This is a genomic window from Amycolatopsis sp. MEPSY49, assembly GCF_051337345.1.
Lineage (GTDB): Bacteria > Actinomycetota > Actinomycetes > Mycobacteriales > Pseudonocardiaceae > Amycolatopsis.
The window spans coordinates 666,480-684,914 of the sequence record NZ_JBDLYJ010000004.1; the positions used below are offsets into that span (position 1 = coordinate 666,480).

An 18,435-nucleotide genomic window follows, 5' to 3' on the forward strand; every position below is an offset into this window, starting at 1 on the left:
TGCCCGGAAGACACCCTGATCAACCCCCGAGGAGCGGCGATGACGCGGAACGTCCTGGTCGAGCGCGACGGCGAAGTGACGACCGTCACCATCGACCGCCCGGCCGCCCGCAACGCCGTCGACGGGCCGACCGCGGCCGAGCTGGCCCAAGCGTTCCGCGAGTTCGACGCGGACCCGGAAGCCGCGGTCGCGGTGCTCACCGGATCGGGTGGCGCGTTCTGCGCCGGCGCGGACCTCAAGGCGATCGGCACCGGCCGGATGAACCGCACTCACCCGGACGGGGACGGCCCGATGGGCCCGACCCGGCTGCGGCTCGGCAAGCCGGTGATCGCGGCGGTGCACGGGCACGCGGTGGCGGGCGGGCTGGAGCTGGCGCTGTGGTGCGACCTGCGGGTCGCGGACGCGACGGCGGTGTTCGGGGTGTTCTGCCGCCGCTGGGGCGTGCCGCTGATCGACGGCGGCACGGTGCGGCTGCCGCGGCTGATCGGCCAGTCGCGGGCGATGGACCTGATCCTGACGGGCCGGGCGGTCGAGGCGGAGGAAGCGTTCTCGATCGGCTTGGCGAACCGGCTGGTACCGGCGGGCGAGGCGGTCGCGGCGGCGCAGGAACTGGCGCGGCAGCTCGCGGCGTTCCCGCAGGCGTGCCTGCGGGGTGACCGGCTGTCGGCGCTGGAGCAGTGGGGCAAGTCCGAAGAGGACGCGCTGACGGCGGAGTTCGGCGCGGCGATGGGCGCGGGGGTGCTGGCGGCGGAGGCGGTCGACGGCGCGGCTCGCTTCGCGGGTGGGGCGGGGCGGCACGGCAGTTTCGGCTGAGTGGAGCGGCGCGCCCGGCCTACGCCGGCAGGCCACCCAAGCCTCCCACGGCGCCGCCCGCTTCGCGGGCGGGGCGGGGCGGCACGGCAACTTCGGCTGAGCCGAGCGGCGCGCCCGGCCTACGCCGGCCGCCCAAACAATCCGCGGCGCGGCTCGCTTCGCGGGCAGCGAAGGGCGGCACGGCAGCTTCGGCTGACCTGGAACCGCGCTCGGCCCAAGCGTGAAGCCGGCCACCGTCCGCAACCCCTCTTCACCGGACCGGCTGGATCGCGCGCCGGCCCTCACCTTTCCGGTCAAGCGGCCGATAAGGTCGCCCGATGGACGACGACGTCGACAGAGTCGTGCTCCGGCCCGTGGCCGAAGGCGATCTCGACCTCCTGGAACGTCTGACCAACGATCCCGACGGCGCCGGGGAGCACCAGTGGTTCGGCTGGCACGATCCCGGCTACCTGCGCCGCCGCTGGCTGGAGACCGGCATGCTCACCGCCGAGACCGGCATGCTCGTGCCGACGCTCGGCGGCCGCGTCCTCGGGCTCGTCTCCTGGCACCGCAGCCGGAGCGGGCCGGCGTCCTACTGCTGGAACGCCGGCCTCGTCCTGGCACCCGAAGCGCGCGGCCACGGCTACGGCACCCAGGCCCAGCGCCTGCTCGTCGAATACCTCTTCGCCCACACCCAGCTCAACCGGGTCGAAGCGACGACCGAGGTCGGCAACCGCGCCGAACAGCGCTCGCTCGAGAAAGCCGGCTTCACGCGCGAAGGGATCCTTCGCGGCTACGACTTCCGGGACGGCGAGTGGCGCGACCACGTCATCTACTCGGTCGTGCGCTCCGACCTCCAAAAGAACTAGGCGATCGCCCCCGCCGAACGCAGGGCCTCGAAGTCCGTGACGCCCAGTTCGGCGAGCACCGCCTCGGTGTCGGATCCCTTGGCCCGCGGGGCTTCCGGCGTCGACGGCGGCGTGCGGTCGAACCGCGGTGCCGGCGCCGGCTGGACCATTCCGCCGATCTCGACGAACGTCCCGCGCGCCGCGTTGTGCGGGTGCGACGCCGCTTCGCCCGGGGCCAGCACCGGCGTCAGGCACGCGTCGGTGCCTTCGGCCCGCGCGACGAGGTCGTCGCGCGTGTACTTGCCGATCGCCGCCGCGAGGATCTCGCGAAGGCGGGGCCACTGCGTCTTGTCCACGTGCAGGGGCAGCGAATCCGGGTCCAGTTCGAGGACCTTCACCAGGTCGCCCCAGAACCGCATCTCGATCGCGCCGACGGCGACGTACTTGCCGTCCGCGGTCTCGTAGGTGTCGTAGAACGGGGCACCGCCGTCGAGCATGTTGTCGCCGCGGTCGCCGCCCCAGAGCCCGGCGGCGGCCATGCCGTGCAGGCTCGTGGTGAGCAGCGCGGCGCCGTCGACCATCGACGCGTCGACGACCTGACCGCGACCGGACGTGTTCCGTTCGTACAGCGCGGCCAGGATGCCCATCGCCAGCAGCAGCCCGCCGCCGCCGAAGTCGCCGACGAGGTTGAGCGGCGGCACCGGCCGCTCGCCCGCGCGCCCGATCGGCTCGAGCGCACCGGCGATGCCGATGTAGTTGATGTCGTGCCCGGCCGCCTTCGCCAACGGGCCGTCCTGGCCCCAGCCGGTCATCCGGCCGTACACCAGCCGCGGGTTGCGGGCGTGCACGACGTCCGGGCCGAGGCCGATCCGTTCGGCGACGCCGGGCCGGAAGCCCTCGATGAGGACGTCGGCGCTGTCGCACAGCTTCAGCACCAGTTCGACGCCCTCGGGCGTCTTGGTGTTGATGCCGACCGACCGGCGGCCGCGGGCGAGCGGGTCGGTCTGGATGCCGAGCACGTCCTCCCCCGGCTGCGCGCGGTCGACGCGGACGACGTCGGCGCCGAGGTCGGAGAGGATCATCGTGGCGAACGGCCCGGGCGCGAGACCGGCGAGTTCCACCACCTTCAGGCCGCTGAGCGGACCTGCTTTCATGACCGAGGTCCTTTCAGAGCGAGCGGGAGATGATTTCCTTCATGATCTCGCTGGTGCCGCCGAAGATCCGCGAGATGCGGACGTCGGCCCAGGCGCGCGCGATCGGGTATTCGGTCATGTAGCCGTAGCCGCCGAAGAGCTGCACGCAGTCGTCGATCACCTTGTTGACGCGCTCGGTCGTCCACAGCTTCGCCATCGCCGCGCCCTGGACGTCGAGCTCGCCCTTGAGGTGGCGTTCGATGCACTGGTCGAGGAACGCGCGCGCCACCGCGGCTTCGGTGGCCGCCTCGGCGAGGGTGAACTTGGTGTTCTGGAAGGAGAACAGGGGACGGCCGAACGCCGTGCGCTCCTTGGTGTACTCGAGCGTGAGGTCGACCGCGGCCTCCAGCCCGGCCACCGCGGTAACGGCGATGATCAGCCGTTCCTGCGGCAGCTGCAGCATCAGCTGGAAGAAACCCTGGCCTTCGGCGTCGCCGAGGAGGTTGGCGGCGGGCACGCGGACGTCGTCGAAGAACAGCTCGGCGGTGTCCTGGCCCTTGAGGCCGACCTTGTCGAGGACGCGCCCGCGGCGGAAGCCCGGCGTGTCCGTCTCGACCACGATCAGCGAGACGCCCTGCGCGCCCGCGTCCGGGTCGGTCTTCACCGCGACGACGACCAGGTCGGCGTGGAAACCGTTGGTGATGAACGTCTTCGCGCCGTTGATGACGTAGTGGTCACCGTCGCGGACCGCGCGGGTCTTGATGCCCTGGAGGTCGGAACCCGTGCCGGGTTCGGTCATCGCGATCGCGCCGACGAACTCGCCGGTGGCCATTTTCGGCAGCCACTCGCGCTTCTTCTCTTCCGAGGCGTAGGCGAGCAGGTAGTGCGCGACGATTCCGTTGTGGACGGTCACGCCCCACGCGCTGTCGCCGGCGCGGGCCTGCTCTTCGTAGAGCACGGCCTCGTGGGCGAACGTGCCGCCGCCCCCGCCGTACTCCTCGGGGATCGAGAGGCACAGCAGCCCGACCTCGCCGGCCTTGGTCCAGAACTCGCGGTCGACCTTCTTCTCGGCCGCCCAGCGCTCCTGGTGCGGCACGGCCTCCTTCTGCAGGAACGACCGCGACAGCTCGCGGAGGTCTTCGAGCTCGGTGGTGCTCCAGGAGCTCTTCGGGAGTTGAAGCGGCACGGGACCCTCCTGCTGGAAAACATGACGATCAGCATGTAAGTTCTCAGCGGAATGTACATCCGTACCGGCCTGTAGGTAAAGCAGGGAGGCCGCGGTGACCGAGACGGCGCACCGGACCCAGGCGCAGCGGCGCGAACAGACCCGCACGGCGCTGCTCGACGCGACCATCGACTGCCTGGTCGACGTCGGCTACGCGCGCACGTCGGTGCAGGAGATCTGCGCGCGGGCGGGCGTGTCGAAAGGCGCCGTGCAGCACCACTTCACCGCGAAGGCCGAGCTGATGGCGGCCGCCGTCGAGCACCTCACGACCAAGCTGCGGCGCCAGCTCGCCGCGTCGCTGGACGAGCTGCCCAGCGGCGGCACCGGCGTGGCCGCGGCGATCGACCTGCTCTGGACCGGCTACTCGGGCACGCTCTCCACCGCCGTCACCGAGCTGTGGGTCGCCGCCCGCACCGATCCCGAGCTGCGCGCGGCGATCCGCCCGGTCGACCGCGCCCTCGGCCGCGCGACCCTCGAGCACGTCACCCAGGTCGCCGGCGAGCTGCCGCCCGAACGCGCGGAGATGCTGTTCTGGCTCACCGTGAACCTGACCCGTGGGCTCGCGCTGGACGCCGAGCTCGGCGGCGACCCGAACCGGCGCCGGCAGCTGCTCGAAGAGTGGAAGCGGATCGCCGTCCTGCTCTACCAGGACGCAGCCACTGCGCCAAGCTGACCAGCGGGGCACCGCAAGGGCGGGAATGCCCCTTATCCGCCCGGCGGATTCGTGGTCCAATCCCCCCGATAGAGGGGAGCTTCCATGACCGCCACGCCGTACCAGAACCCCTACGGCCCTCCCCAAGGCCAGCCACCGCGGCCGCCGCGGCCGCCCGCCGACCCCGGCGCGCGCCTGCGGCTCGTCGCCGCGATCGTCGGCGCCGTCGCCGCGGTGGTCGTGCTGGCCGGGTCGTTCCTGCCGCAGACCAAGTTCGAGCAGGTCGTGAACGACAAGACCGAGAGCAGCCAGGAGATCAGCGCCTGGTCCCGCTCGTTCGCCGTCGAACCCGGCGACGAGGCGAAGAAGTTCTACGAGAACACCCACGTCGCCCGTTACGGGATCCCGCTCGCGGCCGGCGCGCTGGTGCTGCTGGCCGGCGCCGGCCTGGCGTTCGCGGGCGCGCGGCGCTCGGCGGGCAACGGGGTGCGCTCGGGTGCCCGGACGGCGCTGGTGGCCGGCGGCGCGGGCGTCGCCGCGGCGGTGTGGATGCTCGGCATGGACGTCTCGGCGACGTTGAGCTACGAGTCCGACGACGACACGGTCAAGTCGCTCTACTCGACCGGCCTCGGGTTCTGGATCCTGCTCGGCGGCGGCGCGCTGGCCGCGGTGACGCTGGTCCTCGCGGCGCTGGCCGGCCGCCAGGCACGCGCCACCCCGCCGGCCGGGTCGCCGCCGGGGCCGTACGGCGGGCCCTACCAGCAGCAGTCGAGGCCGTACCCGGTGCCGCCGCAGCAGTTCGCGCAGCAGCCGTACGCCGGCGCGCAGCACCCGTACCCGGCGCAGCAGCCCTACCCGGGCGCGCCGCCGTCCCAGCCGTTCCCGGCGCAAGGTCCGCCGTCGCAGCCCTTCCCCGCCCAAAGCGGTCCGCCGTCGCAGCCCGTGCCGGCGCAACCAGGGGAGCCCTCGCAGCCCGGCGGGCTGTCGGCGCGGCTCGAAGATCCCTACGGCGGCGCGACGCAGGCCCACCCGGCGCCCAAGCAGGACCCGACCGAGCCGAACTACCAGCTCCCGCCGCTCAACCCGCCCAATACGTGAAAGATATTCATATCAGGCTGGACATCTGACGTACCGACGGTATGGTGTACTCGTCGGTAACCCCTGCGCGGCGTCGCGCCCGGACCTCCGGACGCCGCGGAACGGAGACGTCATGACCAGCACGACCCCCGCGAACGCGCTCGAAGACACCCCGCTGCCGCCGACTGTCGGCGGCGTCGCCGGGGCGCCCGATTCGGCGCGGGCGGCCCAGCTCGTCGCCCGCGTGGCCGGAGGCGCCGACTCGGCGCCGATCCGCATGCGCGCGCCCTTCACCGGGCAGCCGATCGCGACGCTGCCCCAGGCCACCGACGCCGACGTCCGCGCGGTGTTCGACAGCGCCCGCACGGCGCAGCGGGCCTGGGCGGACCGCTCCCCCGCCGAACGCGCCCGCGTCCTGACCCGGCTGCACGACCTCGTGCTCGCCCGGCAGGACGAGGTCCTCGACCTGGTCCAGGTCGAGGCGGGCAAGGCGCGGCTCGACGCGTTCGACGAGGTCAGCGCGACGGCGCTGGTCGCGGCCTACTACGGCAAGCACGCGGCGAAGATCCTCGCCCCGCGCCGCGTCGCCGGTGTCATCCCCGGCCTGACCCGCGCGGGCGAGCTCCGGCACCCCAAGGGCGTCGTCGGGATCATCTCGCCGTGGAACTACCCGCTGGCGCTCACCGCGATGGACGTCCTGCCGGCGCTGGCCGCGGGCAACGCCGTGGTGCAGAAGCCGGACAACCAGACCGCGCTCTCGGCGCTGTGGCTGCACGAGCTGGCCGAGGAGGCCGGGCTGCCGGCCGGGACGTGGCAGATCGTGCTCGGCCGCGGCTCGAAGATCGGCACGGCGCTGATCGAGGAGTCCGACTACCTGTGCTTCACCGGATCCACGCCGACCGGCAAGGAGCTGGCCGGGCAGGTGGCGAAGCGGCTGACGTCGTACTCGCTGGAGCTCGGCGGCAAGAACCCGATGATCGTGCTGCCCGACGCCGACATCGCGAAGGCCGCGACCGGCGCGGTGACCGCGTGCTTCTCCTCGGCGGGCCAGCTGTGCGTGTCGGTCGAGCGGATCTACGTCCACGAGGACATCCGCGACGAGTTCACCCGCGCGTTCGTCGCGCGGACCGCGGCGCTGAAGCTCGGCGGCGCGCTGGACTACCACGCCCAGATGGGGTCGCTGACGTCGGAAGAACAGCTCGCCGCGGTGTCCGCGCACGTCGAGGACGCCCGCGCGAAGGGCGCGTCGGTGCTCACCGGCGGCCGCGCCCGGCCCGACCTCGGCCCGCTGTTCTACGAGCCGACGGTGCTTTCCGGCGTCACCCCGGACATGGCGCCGTTCGCGGACGAGACGTTCGGCCCGGTCGTCTCGATCTACGGCTACACCGACGTCACCGACGCGATCGACCGCGCCAACGACACGCCGTTCGGGCTCAACGCCAGTGTCTGGTCGCGCAACGGCCGCGCGGGGTGGGAGGTCGCGGCGCGCCTGAAGGCCGGGACCGTGAACGTCAACGAGGGCTACGCGGCGACGTTCGGCAGCGTCGGCGTGCCGATGGGCGGCATGAAGGACTCGGGCGTCGGCCGCCGCAACGGTGCCGAAGGCCTGCTGAAGTACACCGAGTCCCAGTCGATCGCGCTGCAGCGCGGCCTGGCGCTGCGGCCGCCGAAGCGGGTCCCGGGTTCGCTGTGGGCGCGCGGCATGACGGCCGGCCTCAAGGCCCTGCGCCGCCTGCCGCGCTGACGCACCTCACGCGTGTTCGGCCGTGGGCGCCGTGAGGAGCCCACGGTCGTACGCGATCGCCACCGCCTCCGCGCGCCGGCTCGCGCCGAGTTTCGCCATCACGCGGGACAGGTGGACGCTGACCGTTTTTTCGCTGATGTACAGCTCCTCGCCGACCTGGCGGTTCGTGCGGCCGAGGGCCACGCGCTCCAGGACGTCGCGCTCGCGGTCGGTCAGCGGGTCCGCCACCGTGCGCACCGGCGCCACGGGTTCGGCACCCGCCAGCTCGACGCGGGCGCGGTGGGCCAGGTCGCGGACCGCGTCGCGCAGCGGGATCGCGCCGAGGCGGACCGCCACCTCGTGCGCCGCTTCGAGCGACGGCCCCGCGTCGCCGTCCGCCGCCAGCAGCGCTTCCGCCTCGTGCCAGCGGCAGACCGCCTGCTCGTAGACGGCGCCGTAGCCGAACGCCTCCGCAGCGGCCGCCCACTGTTCCGCGTCGCCCCGGCCGGTCAGGCAGGACGCCGCCGCCTCCAGCCGGGCCAGCCAGGCCCGGCCCTCCGGCCCGAGCGTCCCCGACCGCGGTTGCCCGACGACCGAGCACATCCGGCCGTGCGCCAGCAGCCGCTCGCCCGCCGCCACCGCGGCGCCGGCCGCGGCCTGGTCGCCGCGGACCCGGGCGTCGGCGGCCAGCGCGGCCGCGGCGGACACGCCGAGGGCGGCCATCCGGATGCCCGCCAGCAGGCCGGGCTCGATCCGCTCCAGCCAGCCGATGACGTCCTCGGCCCGGCGCATCGCCTCGGCGTGCTCGCCGCGCCAGTACGCCAGCTCGATCCCCGCGCCGCCGGCCGACAGCGGGATCTGCATGTCCGCGGTCCAGTGCTGCCGCAGCCCGGTGATCAGCTTCGCGGCGTCGTCGAACCGGCCGCGGGCCACGACGAACTGCGCCCAGATGGCCTGGATCCGCGCGGCGACCGCGCTGGACACCCCGCGCCCGGCCCGGCCGGCGCTCTCGTCCGGCCACTCGCCCATGACGTAGCGCAGGACCAGCTGCCCCGCCCGCAGTTCGAGCCCGAAGGCGCTCCAGCTCAGCCCGGCTTCTTCCGCCCGCGCGACACCGCGCGTGGAGTGCTCCAGCGCTTCGGCGAACTCGGCCTGGTCGTGGTAGCTCAGCGCGAGGAAGTAGGTCGCGCGGATCTCGGTGTTCGGGGCCCCGGCGTCGCGGGCCTTCCGCTCGGCCTTGCGCAACCACTCACGGGCCTCGGCGGCGTCGCCGCGTGAATCGGCCAGCGTGCCCAGCGTGACCAGCGCCGCCGCCTCCGCACCCGCCGCCCCGACCGCCTGCGCGTCGGCGACCGCGGTGCGCGCGCTGTCCAGCGCCGCCTCCGGCTGTTCGAGGATCCGGAGGAACCCGGCCCGGCTGGCCAGCACCCATGCGCGCGTCCCGCTCGGCTCGGTGTCCTTCACCAGGTCCCACGCCCGGTCGATCGCCGCGACCGCCTCGTCCAGGGTGCCTTCCAGCGCCAGCAGCGCCTCCGCCAGCCGCCGCCACGTCTTCGCGGCGCGGTCGGCCGAGGTGTCCGGGGTCAGCGCCCGGGTGGCCGAGCGCGCGAACGCGGCCGCCCGCTCGGGCTCGCCGGACGTGCCCGCGAAGTAGGACGCCTCGTGCAGCAGCCGCAGCTCGTCGAAGCCCTCGGGCCGGTCGGCGGCCGGCACGGCGTCCCAGATGGACAGTGCCTGTTCGACGTGCTGCAGCGCCGACCCGGGCGCGCCGAGCTTTTCCGCCTCGTCCATCGCGCGCAGCAGCGCCGGCAGCGCGGTGACCAGGTCGCTGCTCTGCATCGAGTGGTAGGCCAGCTTCGCGTCGTGCCCGCGGCCCTGCGGCCGCGCCAAGATCCGGGCGGCGTAGGCGGCGTGCGTGCGCGACCGCTCCCCCGGCAGCAAGTCGCCGTACACGGCTTCCTGCAGCAACGCGTGCCGGAACGTGTAGGAACCGTCGGACAGCACCACCAGGACGTGGTGCTGGACGGCTTCGCGCAAGGCCTCGTCGAGCTCCAGGTCCCCCAGCGCGGAGACCTCGGCGAGCGCCGCGTGCATCACCGGCTCGTTGGCCACCGAGATCACCCGGGCGACCCGCCGCGTGTCCGGCGAGAGCCGCTCGAGCCGGGACAGGAGGACTTCGGCGAGCCCGGCGGGCAGGTCGTTGCACTCGGTCTTCGTGGCGAGCAGCTCCTCGGCGAAGAACGGGTTGCCTTCGGAGCGGGAGACGATGTCGGCCACGACGTCGGCGGACAGCGGCTCGTCGGCCAGCGCCTCGACGAACTTGCGGGCGTCGGCGGCCCCGAACGGGTGCAGGTCGACGCGTTCGACGGTGGCGAGCCGGAACAGCTCGGACAACAGGCCGCGCAGCGGGTGGCGCCGGTGCACGTCCTCCTCGCGGTAGCTGCCCACGACCAGCAGCCGCTGCGCCCGCAGCCTGCTGAGCAGGAAGGACAGCAGGTTGCGGGTCGAGGCGTCGGCCCAGTGGAGATCCTCCAGCAGGATCACCACCGGGCGCGACTCCGAGATCTCGGTCAGCACCCCCAGTACCGCGTCGAACAACTGCAGCTGACCGAGATCCTGCTCGGGCCGGGGACGCACCATCGTCTCCCGGTCGTTCGAGGTCATCGGCGGGTGTTCGGCCGGGCGCGGTTCCTCCACGCCCTGGCCCTGCGGCAGGAGCCGCCCGAGCGCGGGCCGGAGCCGCACCGCGGCGGCGACCGCCGGGTCCGCCGCACTGCCCAGCGGGGCGAGCGCTTCGGCGAACGGAAGATAAGGAAGACCGCCTTCGCGGACATCGATGCAGCGGCCGGTGAGCACCAGCCCACCGCACGCCTCGACGTGCTCGGCGAGCGCGGTCAGCAGCCGGGTCTTGCCGACCCCGGCGTCCCCCGAGAGCAGCACCGCGCCGGCTTCGCCCCGTTCGGCACGGGCGAAGGCGGCGCGGAGCCGCCGCATCTCGTGGGTACGGGCGACGAGCGGGATTCCGGAGCCGAGTCGGGGCACGAGGAGCATTCTTGCTCACCCCACCGACAGTTTCCGACCGCTTATCGCCATTGACACCATTACCCGGCCCTCACCGGGCGGTTTCGACGCCGACGGTCTCCCGCGCGGCCTCGCGGCGCTCCTGCGCCGGTACGTCGACGTCGCTGCGCGCGGCCCGGAAGTGCCGGACGGCGCGGCGCGCGCGGCCGGCCCAGGCGCTGCGCCCGGCCTTCCGCAGTTCCTCGGCCCGGTAGGCCGCTTCGGCCCGGACCGCGTCGAGCATCAGATCGCTGTGCATCGTGTTCCCCTACTTCCCGAGTTCTCCGGTTGGTAGCACTCAGGTTCGTCCTGAGGGGGCACCTCAGGCATCGGGTGATCACGCAGCCCTGCGCGTCAAAAGACCCCTTACTCCCGGTCGAGCCCAGCTCGGCGGGGGTAAGGGGTCTTCTCCAGGCGCGTTGTTCCTGAGTGGCTCAGTCGTGCGCCGGGCCGCCGGTCCGCACCGCGGCCAGCAGCCCCCGCCAACCCGACGCGGGCAGGCGGAACGCACCACCCTCGGGGTCCTTCGAGTCGCGCAGCGCGGCCCCACCGTCGACGAACGCGACCTCGACGCAGTCGTTCCCGCCGCCGCTGTGGCTGCTCTTGCGCCACCGCGCCCCGGAGAATCCGTCTTCCATCGTCCCCACTCCTTACTGTGTCCTCGGTTCCAGTTGGTGCACCGGAGCCGGTACGGCCGCCTGTTCGGCGAACCGCCCGGCGGCCTCGGCGATCAGGTCCACCGAGTCGTCCGGCTTCAGTGCGGCCGCGCGCAGATGGTCGAACATCAGCCCGTAGCGCCGGACGTCTGTGGGCTCCTCCAGGTAGAGGCCGCTGGACGTGCTGTCGTCGACGTAGACGACGTCCGGGTCGGCCTGTTCGGGGAACCCCATGATCAGGAAGGGGCCTTCCATGCCCGGGTGCGCGCCGGCCCCGAACGGCACGACCTGGATGGTCACGTTCGGCTTCTCGGCGACCGCGACCATGCGGTAGAGCTGCTCGGCCATCACCTCGGGGCCGTCGACGACCCGGCGCAGCACGGCTTCGTCCATCACCGCCCAGTACTCCGGCGGCGGGGTGTCCGACAGCAGCTCCTGGCGCGCCATCCGGGCGGCGACGCGGCGCCGGATCTCGGCGTCCTCGGCGTCCGGCCGCAGCGCCCGGATCACCGCGCGGGCGTAGCGCTCGGTCTGCAGCAGCCCCGGCACCAGCAGCGCCTGGAACGCGCGCAGCGAACTGGCGTCGGCCTCGAGCCCGACGAACGTGCCGGTGAAGACCTCGTTGTAGGCGTGCCACCAGCCGCGCTTGCGGGCCTCCCTGGCCAGCTGGACGAGCGCTTCCTGCTCGTCGCCGGTGATCCCGTAGAGGGCCAGCATGTCGCGGGCGTCGCGCGGGGTGACCCCGACGTGGCCGGTCTCGATGCGGCTGATCTTCGACGCCGAGCACTCGAGCTTTTCGCCCACCTCGTCGATCGTCAGGTCCGCGGCTTCGCGCAGCCTGCGCAGCTCGCCCGCGAGCCTCCGGCGGCGAACCGTGGGGCTCTGTCCCCTTGCCATGGCGCACCTCCGGGTGTCGACGGCGTCGTAGCCGAACGCTCGCTGCCAGTATCCAACATGAACGGTCGAGTAATCGCACGGCACCGATTACCCGAACCGGTCCCGCGTCGCTTCTGCAATTTGCAAAATGCTTCTGTATGCTCGCACCCTGCGCGACGACAGGCCGCAGCCAGGGCACGGCGGGCTTCTCCCCCAGCCCCGCGCCGAGCCTGTGATCAGCGTAGACGATGGCCGGGCGGTACGCCGCGCGATCATCGGCGGAGAGGCCCGGGGCCGTCCCCCGATCGGTCCCGGACCTCTTCCCCGGCCTCGATGCCCTATTGGCGGAATGATTATTCCGCGCATTTGTCGCCCGTAAGGGTGATTACCCGACCGGTGTCAGAGGACGCGCAGGAGTCCTTCTTGGACGACCGTCGCGATCAGCGTGCCGTCCTCGGCGAAGAACCGGCCCGTGGCCAGGCCCCGGGCACCCGACGCCGTCGGCGAGACGCTGTCGTAGAGGAACCATTCGTCGGCGCGGAAGGGCCGGTGGAACCAGAGCGCGTGGTCGAGGCTGGCGCCGAGCACCTTGTCGGTGTCCCAGTAGACGCCGTGGCGGGCGAGCACGGAGTCCAGCAGCGTCATGTCCGAGGCGTAGGTCAGCACGCAGACGTGCAGCAGCTGCTGGTCGGGCAGCTTCCCGTCGGCGCGCATCCACACCTGGTTGCGCGCGGGCAGCTCCCCGGTCTCGCGGGTGACCCACGGCGGTTCGTTGACGTAGCGCAGGTCGATCGGCCGCGGCCGGCTGTGCGCGCCGATCGCGTAGCCCTCGGCGCGTTCCATCAGCGTCGGCAGCGTTTCGGGCGCGGGCACGCCTTCCGGCATCGCCTCGGCGTGCTCGATGCCCGGTTCGTCCTTCTGGAACGACGCCGAGAGCGAGAAGATCGCCTTGCCGTGCTGGATGGCGACGACCCGGCGGGTGGTGAACGACCGGCCGTCCCGGATGCGGTCGACCTCGTAGATGATCGGGACGCTGGGGTCGCCGCCGCGGATGAAGTACGCGTGCAGCGAGTGGACCCGGCGTTCCTCTCCGACCGTGCGCCCGGCCGCGACCAGCGCTTGGCCGGCGACCTGCCCGCCGAACACCCGCACCGGCGAGTGGGCGGGCGAGACGCCGCGGAAGATGTTCTCCTCGATCTTCTCGAGGTCGAGCAGCGCGATCAGGCGGTCCAGCACCGGCTGGCCGCCACCCGGGATCTCCAGTTCGGTGGCGGCCGTCCTGGCCATTTCAGTCATGGCCAGACCCTATGTGCTGCGGGGGCGGGACGTCCCTTATGCGTGGTCGTCTTCACCGAGGCGGTGCACGTGGATCAGGTTGGTCGAGCCGACGGTGCCCGGCGGGGAGCCGGCGACGATGACGACCAGGTCGCCCTTCTGGTACTTGCCCATGTCGAGCATGGCGTGGTCGACCTGCTGGATCATCTGGTCGGTGGACTCCACGCGCGGCACGATGTGGGTGTTGGTGCCCCAGGTCATCGACAGCTGGCTGCGCACGCAGTCTTCCGGCGTGAACGCCAGCAGCGGCAGCCGCGTGTGCAGCCGGGCCAGGCGGCGCACGGTGTCGCCGGACTGCGTGAATGCGACCAGCGCCTTGGCGTTGAGGCGCTCGCCGATGTCGCGGGCGGCGTAGGAGATCACGCCGCGCTTGGTGCGCGGGACGTGCGTCAGCGGCGGGACGACCGGCGAGTCGGTCTCGACCGCCTCGATGATCCGGCCCATGGTCTGCACGGTCTCGATCGGGTACCGGCCGACGCTGGTCTCGCCGGACAGCATGACCGCGTCGGTGCCGTCGAGGACCGCGTTCGCCACGTCGGAGGCCTCGGCGCGGGTCGGCCGGGAGTTGTTGATCATCGACTCGAGCATCTGCGTCGCGACGATGACCGGCTTCGCGTTCTCGCGGCAGATCTGGATGGCGCGCTTCTGCACCAGCGGGACCTGCTCCAGCGGCAGCTCGACGCCGAGGTCGCCGCGGGCGACCATCACCGCGTCGAAGGCCAGCACGATGGCCTCGAGGTTGTAGACGGCCTCGGGCTTCTCGATCTTGGCGACGACCGGCAGCCGGCCCTTGCCGACCCGGTCCATCACCTGGTGGACGAGGTCGATGTCGGCGGGCGAGCGGACGAAGGAGAGGGCGATGAAGTCGACGCCCAGCTCCAGCGCGAACTCGAGGTCCTCGATGTCCTTGTCGGAGAGGGCGGGCACGGAGACGTCCATGCCGGGCAGCGAGACGCCCTTGTTGTTGCTGACCGGGCCGCCTTCGGTGACCTCGCAGACCACGTCCGGGCCCTCGACGCCCTTGACCACCAGGCCGACCTTGCCGTCGTCGACGAGCAGGCGGTCGCCGGGCTTGGCGTCCTTCGCCAGGCCCTTGTAGGTGGTCGAGACGCGGTCGTGGGTACCGGCGACGTCCTCGACGGTGATCCGGACGACGTCCCCGCTGTGCCACTCGACCGGCCCGCCGGCGAAGGTGCCCAGGCGGATCTTCGGGCCCTGCAGGTCGGCGAGGACGCCGACCGCCCGCCCGCTCTCGGCGGCGGCGGCCCGGATGAGGTCGTAGACCTCCTTGTGGTCGCTGTGGCTGCCGTGGCTGAAGTTCATCCTGGCCACGTCCATGCCAGCGTCGACGAGGGCCCGCATCTTCTCCGGCGTTGCGGTGGCGGGGCCCAGGGTACAAACGATCTTCGCGCGTCGGCTCACGTTCGCACAGCGTAGTCCCTCTTCGCGCGTTCGTCTGTACCGATCCCGAAAAGTTCAGAAAAACTGTTCAGAAACCGGTCGCGGCCAGGGGGCGTCTCCCGAGTTGCTCGGGTGCTGGGGTGGGGTCGGGCCGGCGGACATGACGTGAATGACTCATTCATGTCGCCTGGTGACATGAATGAGTCATTCACGTCATCCAGGGGCGGGGCCTGCCCGCGCGGCACAACCGAGCCGCCCGGCGCCTGTGCGGCTAGCGGCGAGGCAGCTCGCTCGGCCCGACGCGGTCACGGGCCCACTCGTTGAACTCGCGCACCTGCCGCCACGCCTTCTTCACCCGCTCGAGGGCGCCCCGCTCGTGCAGGACGTCGTCCGGCTCCCAGACGCGGACCGCGTAGACCGAGCGGTAGCGCAGCAGGTCGAGGCGCGGGTGGTCGGCGTCGAACCCGCGGGGCTTCGACTTCAGCCGGTCGCCGCGGATCTCCCAGCCGGCCTTCTCGAGCTTCTTCAAGATCTTCTCGAGCGCTTCGCCGTGCAGCTCGGTGTCGACGGCCTTCCGGAACCGCGCGATCTGGTCGGACGCCAGGTGGAAGCAGCCGCCGCCGACGCGCAGACCTTCGGGACCGACTTCGACGTAGTACGCGCCGCCGCCGCGGCCCTGCTCGATCACCGCGCCGCAGTGGGTCTTGTACGGCGTCTTGTCCTTGGCGAACCGGACGTCCCGGTAGGGGCGGAACACCTTGGGCTCGCCGAAGCCGTCGGAGAACTCCGGCGCGAGCTCGGCGAGCAGCGCCTCCATCGGGGCCCGGACGTCGGACTTGTAGGTCTCGACGTGGTCGTCCCAGTAGGGCTTCGAGTTGTCCTCCACGAGACCGTCGTAGAAGTCGACGGCGTACTCGCCGAATCCGCTGAACTTCACGGGGAGGAACGATAATCGGGGGCACCGACACTTTTCGCGCCGGTGCCCCCGGGGTCCTACTTGGCGACCGCCGTGATCAGCTCGCCGTTCGTGGTGTCGCCGGACAGCTCCCAGAACATCGCGCCGCCGAGCCCCTGCGTCTTCGCGTAGGAGATCTTGCCCGCGATCGTCGCCGGGGTGTCGTAGCTCCACCAGTTGCTGCCGCACTTGGCGTACGCGGTGCCGGCCACCGTGCCGGTCGACGGGCACGACGTCTTGAGCACCTTGTAGTCCTCGATGCCCTGCTCGTACTTGCCCGGCGCCGGGCCGGTCGCGGTGCCGCCCGGGGCGCTCTGCGTGACGCCGGTCCAGCCGCGGCCGTAGAACCCGATGCCCAGCAACAGCTTGCTCGACGGGACACCCTTGCTCTTCAGCTTCTGGATCGCCGCGTCGGAGTAGAAGCCGGCGGAGGGGATGCCGGAGTACGACGTCAGCGGCGAGTGCGGAGCCGTCGGGCCCTGCGCCGCCCAGGCGCCGAAATAGTCGTAGGTCATCACGTTGTACCAGTCGACGTACTGCGCCGCGCCGCCGTAGTCGGCCGCGTCGATCTTGCCGCCACTGGTGCCGTCGGCGGTGATCGCCGAGGTGACGAGCTTCGACCCGAACTTGGCGCGCAGGGCGGCCATCAGGTTCTTGTAGGCCGCGGCACCGCTGGTGTCACAGGAAAGGCCGCAGGAGTTGGGGTACTCCCAGTCGATGTCGATGCCGTCGAACACGCCGGCCCAGCGCGGGTCGTTGACGAGGTTGTAGCAGGAATTCGCGAACGCCGCGGGGTTCTGCGCGGCCTGCCCGAAGCCGCCGGACCAGGTCCAGCCGCCGAACGACCAGAGCACCTTCAGCCCGGGATGCTTGGCCTTGAGCTTCTTGAGCTGGTTGAAGCTGCCGGCGAGGGGCTGGTCCCAGGTGTCGGCGACGCCGTCGACGCTGCCCGCGGCGTCGTAGGTCTTCTGGTAGTCGGCGTAGGCGTCGCCGATCGCGCAGCCGCCGTTCGTCACGTTGCCGAAGGCGTAGTTGATGTGGGTCAGCTTGCTCGCCGAGCCGGAGGTCTCGATGTTCTTGACGTGGTAGTTGCGGTCGTAGACACCCCACTCGGTGAAGTAGCCGACCACCTTGCCGACGGAGGCCTCGGTGGCGGCGGTGGCCACCGGAGCGGCCGCGGCACCCGCGACGAGGCCCGCGGCGGCCGCCACGGTCAGCAGCGCCGAGAAGCTCTTCCTGCGGAAACGGGACATGCCTTCTCCCTTCGGAGAATTACTGACAACCAACGGGGACCACGTGGTGGAGACCACACCTACGGTAAGTGGACTAGACCACTAGGTCAATGGTTCAGACCAAGCAGCCCGGTGGTCGGCATGTGCATTCCTTGACAGGAATATGCCCGGCGGAGCACATTTCGGGGGTGATGCAGACGTTCGAGGTGCTGGCCGAGCCCCGCCGCCGCACGATCCTGGACCTGCTGCGCGACGGCGAGCGGTCGGTCGGCGAGCTGGTCGAGGAGCTGTCCCTCAGCCAGCCCGCCGTGTCCAAGCACCTGCGGGTGCTGCGCGAGGCGGGGCTCGTGACGGTGCGGGTGGCGGCCCAGCGAAGGTGCTACGCGCTGCGGCCGGAGCCCCTGGCCGAGGTCGACGCGTGGCTGGCGCCGTACCGCGCCTTCTGGTCGGACCGGCTGGACGCGCTGGAACGCCGGCTGGACGAGACCGATCCCCGCTGACGCCGCCGCGATGTCAGGAAAGGGTCGTTCATCGCGTCCGAGGACCTGAACGAGTCGTTCATGACCTCGCGTCAGGGCCGCTCGGGCGCCGGCGCCGGGCCGAAGGCCAGCCCGCGGTCCGCCGCGCGCCGCTCGCCCCACTCGTACAGCGCCTGCAGCGCCGGGCGCAGCTCCTCCCCCGCCTCCGTCAGGTGGTACTCGACGCGCGGCACCCGGCCGTCGAACTCCACGCGGCGCACGATGCCGTCCGCGGCCAGCTCGCGCAGCTGCTGGGTCAGCATCTTCTCGCTCACCCCCGGCATGCGCCGCCGGAGTTCGCCGTACCGGTGCGCACCCTCCTTCAGGTGCGCCAGGATCACCGGCTTCCACTTGCCGCCGATCAGGTCGACCGCCAGCTCCACCGCGCAGTGGTACCGCTTCATCTCGCTCCTACGCACCGGAAAGTACGTGGTTGCCCGCCCGGAAAACCACTGGTTGCCTGAGCGGGTGATCGTGCCAGAAACCCCCACCCTCTACGACTGGGCAGGCGGCCACGAAGCCCTCGTGAAGCTGTTGACGATCTTCTACGGCCACGTCCTGGAAGATCCGCTGCTCGAACCCGTCTTCCGCGGCATGGACCCGGAGCACCCGAAGCACGTCGCGGTGTGGCTCGGCGAGGTTTTCGGCGGGCCGGCCGAGTACTCCGCGAGCCGCGGCGGCCACGCCCACATGGTCGGGCGCCACCTCGGGCGCGCCATCACCGAAGAGCAGCGCCGCCGCTGGGTGACGCTGCTGCTCGACGCCGCCGACGAGGCCGGCCTGCCCGCCGACCCCGAGTTCCGCGCCGCGTTCGCCGGCTACCTCGAGTGGGGCAGCCGGCTGGCCGTCCTCTTCTCCGCGCCCGGCGCCGAACCGGACCCGCACGAACCCGTACCGCACTGGGACTGGCCCAGGCCGCCCTGGCAGCCACCCGCGTCCTAGCCGCATAGTG

18 protein-coding genes are annotated in these 18,435 nt (G+C 72.0%); 7 read left to right on the top strand and 11 right to left on the bottom strand.

Annotated elements, in window-relative coordinates; translation table 11 throughout:
- Nucleotides 1-39: 39 nt before the first annotated feature.
- The gene (locus ABFJ78_RS22595; RefSeq protein ID WP_436388313.1) at nucleotides 40-813 is read left to right on the top strand and encodes a crotonase/enoyl-CoA hydratase family protein; all 774 of its coding nucleotides are present in this window, start codon (nucleotides 40-42) and stop codon (nucleotides 811-813) included.
- A 317-nt stretch (nucleotides 814-1,130) separates the two neighbouring features.
- Nucleotides 1,131-1,661: a GNAT family N-acetyltransferase gene (locus ABFJ78_RS22600; RefSeq protein ID WP_436388314.1), complete on the top strand. Its 531-nt coding sequence runs from the start codon at nucleotides 1,131-1,133 to the stop codon at nucleotides 1,659-1,661.
- Here ABFJ78_RS22600 and ABFJ78_RS22605 read toward each other — a convergent pair.
- Complete coding sequence (locus ABFJ78_RS22605; RefSeq protein ID WP_436388315.1) at nucleotides 1,658-2,794, bottom strand: CaiB/BaiF CoA transferase family protein; 1,137 nt, start codon at nucleotides 2,792-2,794, stop codon at nucleotides 1,658-1,660. The two genes, ABFJ78_RS22600 and ABFJ78_RS22605, sit on opposite strands and share 4 nt — an antisense overlap.
- Nucleotides 2,795-2,807: 13 nt before the next feature.
- On the bottom strand, nucleotides 2,808-3,959 hold the full coding sequence (locus tag ABFJ78_RS22610; protein WP_436388316.1) for an acyl-CoA dehydrogenase family protein: 1,152 nt from the start codon (nucleotides 3,957-3,959) through the stop codon (nucleotides 2,808-2,810).
- Nucleotides 3,960-4,053: 94 nt separating this feature from the next.
- Here ABFJ78_RS22610 and ABFJ78_RS22615 point away from each other — a divergent pair, with 94 nt between their 5' ends.
- From ABFJ78_RS22615 to ABFJ78_RS22625, 3 genes are all read left to right on the top strand, one after another.
- Nucleotides 4,054-4,671, top strand: a complete 618-nt coding sequence (locus ABFJ78_RS22615; RefSeq protein WP_091389735.1) for a TetR/AcrR family transcriptional regulator — start codon at nucleotides 4,054-4,056, stop codon at nucleotides 4,669-4,671.
- A gap of 84 nt (nucleotides 4,672-4,755) precedes the next feature.
- Nucleotides 4,756-5,748: a hypothetical protein gene (locus ABFJ78_RS22620; protein WP_436388317.1), complete on the top strand. Its 993-nt coding sequence runs from the start codon at nucleotides 4,756-4,758 to the stop codon at nucleotides 5,746-5,748.
- A 112-nt stretch (nucleotides 5,749-5,860) separates the two neighbouring features.
- Entirely contained in the window at nucleotides 5,861-7,471 is a 1,611-nt protein-coding gene (locus ABFJ78_RS22625) for a succinic semialdehyde dehydrogenase (protein WP_436388318.1), read from the top strand.
- Between the two features lie 6 nt (nucleotides 7,472-7,477).
- Here the strand turns inward: ABFJ78_RS22625 and ABFJ78_RS22630 are convergent, their stop codons facing one another.
- The 8 genes from ABFJ78_RS22630 to ABFJ78_RS22665 form a co-directional block, all read right to left on the bottom strand.
- Entirely contained in the window at nucleotides 7,478-10,501 is a 3,024-nt protein-coding gene (locus tag ABFJ78_RS22630) for a helix-turn-helix transcriptional regulator (RefSeq protein WP_436388319.1), read from the bottom strand.
- A 61-nt stretch (nucleotides 10,502-10,562) separates the two neighbouring features.
- Nucleotides 10,563-10,769, bottom strand: a complete 207-nt coding sequence (locus tag ABFJ78_RS22635) for a hypothetical protein (protein ID WP_436388320.1) — start codon at nucleotides 10,767-10,769, stop codon at nucleotides 10,563-10,565.
- 175 nt (nucleotides 10,770-10,944) lie between these two features.
- The gene (locus ABFJ78_RS22640; RefSeq protein ID WP_372668432.1) at nucleotides 10,945-11,148 is read right to left on the bottom strand and encodes a DUF397 domain-containing protein; all 204 of its coding nucleotides are present in this window, start codon (nucleotides 11,146-11,148) and stop codon (nucleotides 10,945-10,947) included.
- A 12-nt stretch (nucleotides 11,149-11,160) separates the two neighbouring features.
- Nucleotides 11,161-12,063 (bottom strand): helix-turn-helix domain-containing protein, encoded by a 903-nt coding sequence (locus tag ABFJ78_RS22645; RefSeq protein WP_086678774.1) that lies wholly within the window; start codon nucleotides 12,061-12,063, stop codon nucleotides 11,161-11,163.
- Between the two features lie 378 nt (nucleotides 12,064-12,441).
- Entirely contained in the window at nucleotides 12,442-13,338 is an 897-nt protein-coding gene (locus ABFJ78_RS22650) for an acyl-CoA thioesterase (protein WP_436388321.1), read from the bottom strand.
- A gap of 36 nt (nucleotides 13,339-13,374) precedes the next feature.
- A complete protein-coding gene (pyk, locus tag ABFJ78_RS22655) occupies nucleotides 13,375-14,799 on the bottom strand; it encodes a pyruvate kinase (protein WP_436388322.1) in 1,425 nt (474 codons plus the stop codon).
- A 250-nt stretch (nucleotides 14,800-15,049) separates the two neighbouring features.
- Complete coding sequence (locus ABFJ78_RS22660; protein ID WP_400889443.1) at nucleotides 15,050-15,715, bottom strand: DUF2461 domain-containing protein; 666 nt, start codon at nucleotides 15,713-15,715, stop codon at nucleotides 15,050-15,052.
- A gap of 56 nt (nucleotides 15,716-15,771) precedes the next feature.
- On the bottom strand, nucleotides 15,772-16,986 hold the full coding sequence (locus ABFJ78_RS22665) for a glycoside hydrolase family 18 protein (protein ID WP_436388323.1): 1,215 nt from the start codon (nucleotides 16,984-16,986) through the stop codon (nucleotides 15,772-15,774).
- 170 nt (nucleotides 16,987-17,156) lie between these two features.
- On the opposite strand from ABFJ78_RS22665, the gene ABFJ78_RS22670 reads away from it, so the two are divergent.
- Entirely contained in the window at nucleotides 17,157-17,465 is a 309-nt protein-coding gene (locus tag ABFJ78_RS22670) for an ArsR/SmtB family transcription factor (RefSeq protein WP_436388434.1), read from the top strand.
- Nucleotides 17,466-17,536: 71 nt separating this feature from the next.
- Here ABFJ78_RS22670 and ABFJ78_RS22675 read toward each other — a convergent pair whose 3' ends face one another.
- Nucleotides 17,537-17,887, bottom strand: a complete 351-nt coding sequence (locus ABFJ78_RS22675; RefSeq protein WP_436388324.1) for a winged helix-turn-helix transcriptional regulator — start codon at nucleotides 17,885-17,887, stop codon at nucleotides 17,537-17,539.
- Between the two features lie 64 nt (nucleotides 17,888-17,951).
- Here ABFJ78_RS22675 and ABFJ78_RS22680 point away from each other — a divergent pair, with 64 nt between their 5' ends.
- Nucleotides 17,952-18,425, top strand: a complete 474-nt coding sequence (locus tag ABFJ78_RS22680) for a group II truncated hemoglobin (protein ID WP_436388325.1) — start codon at nucleotides 17,952-17,954, stop codon at nucleotides 18,423-18,425.
- Nucleotides 18,426-18,435 lie beyond the last annotated feature (10 nt).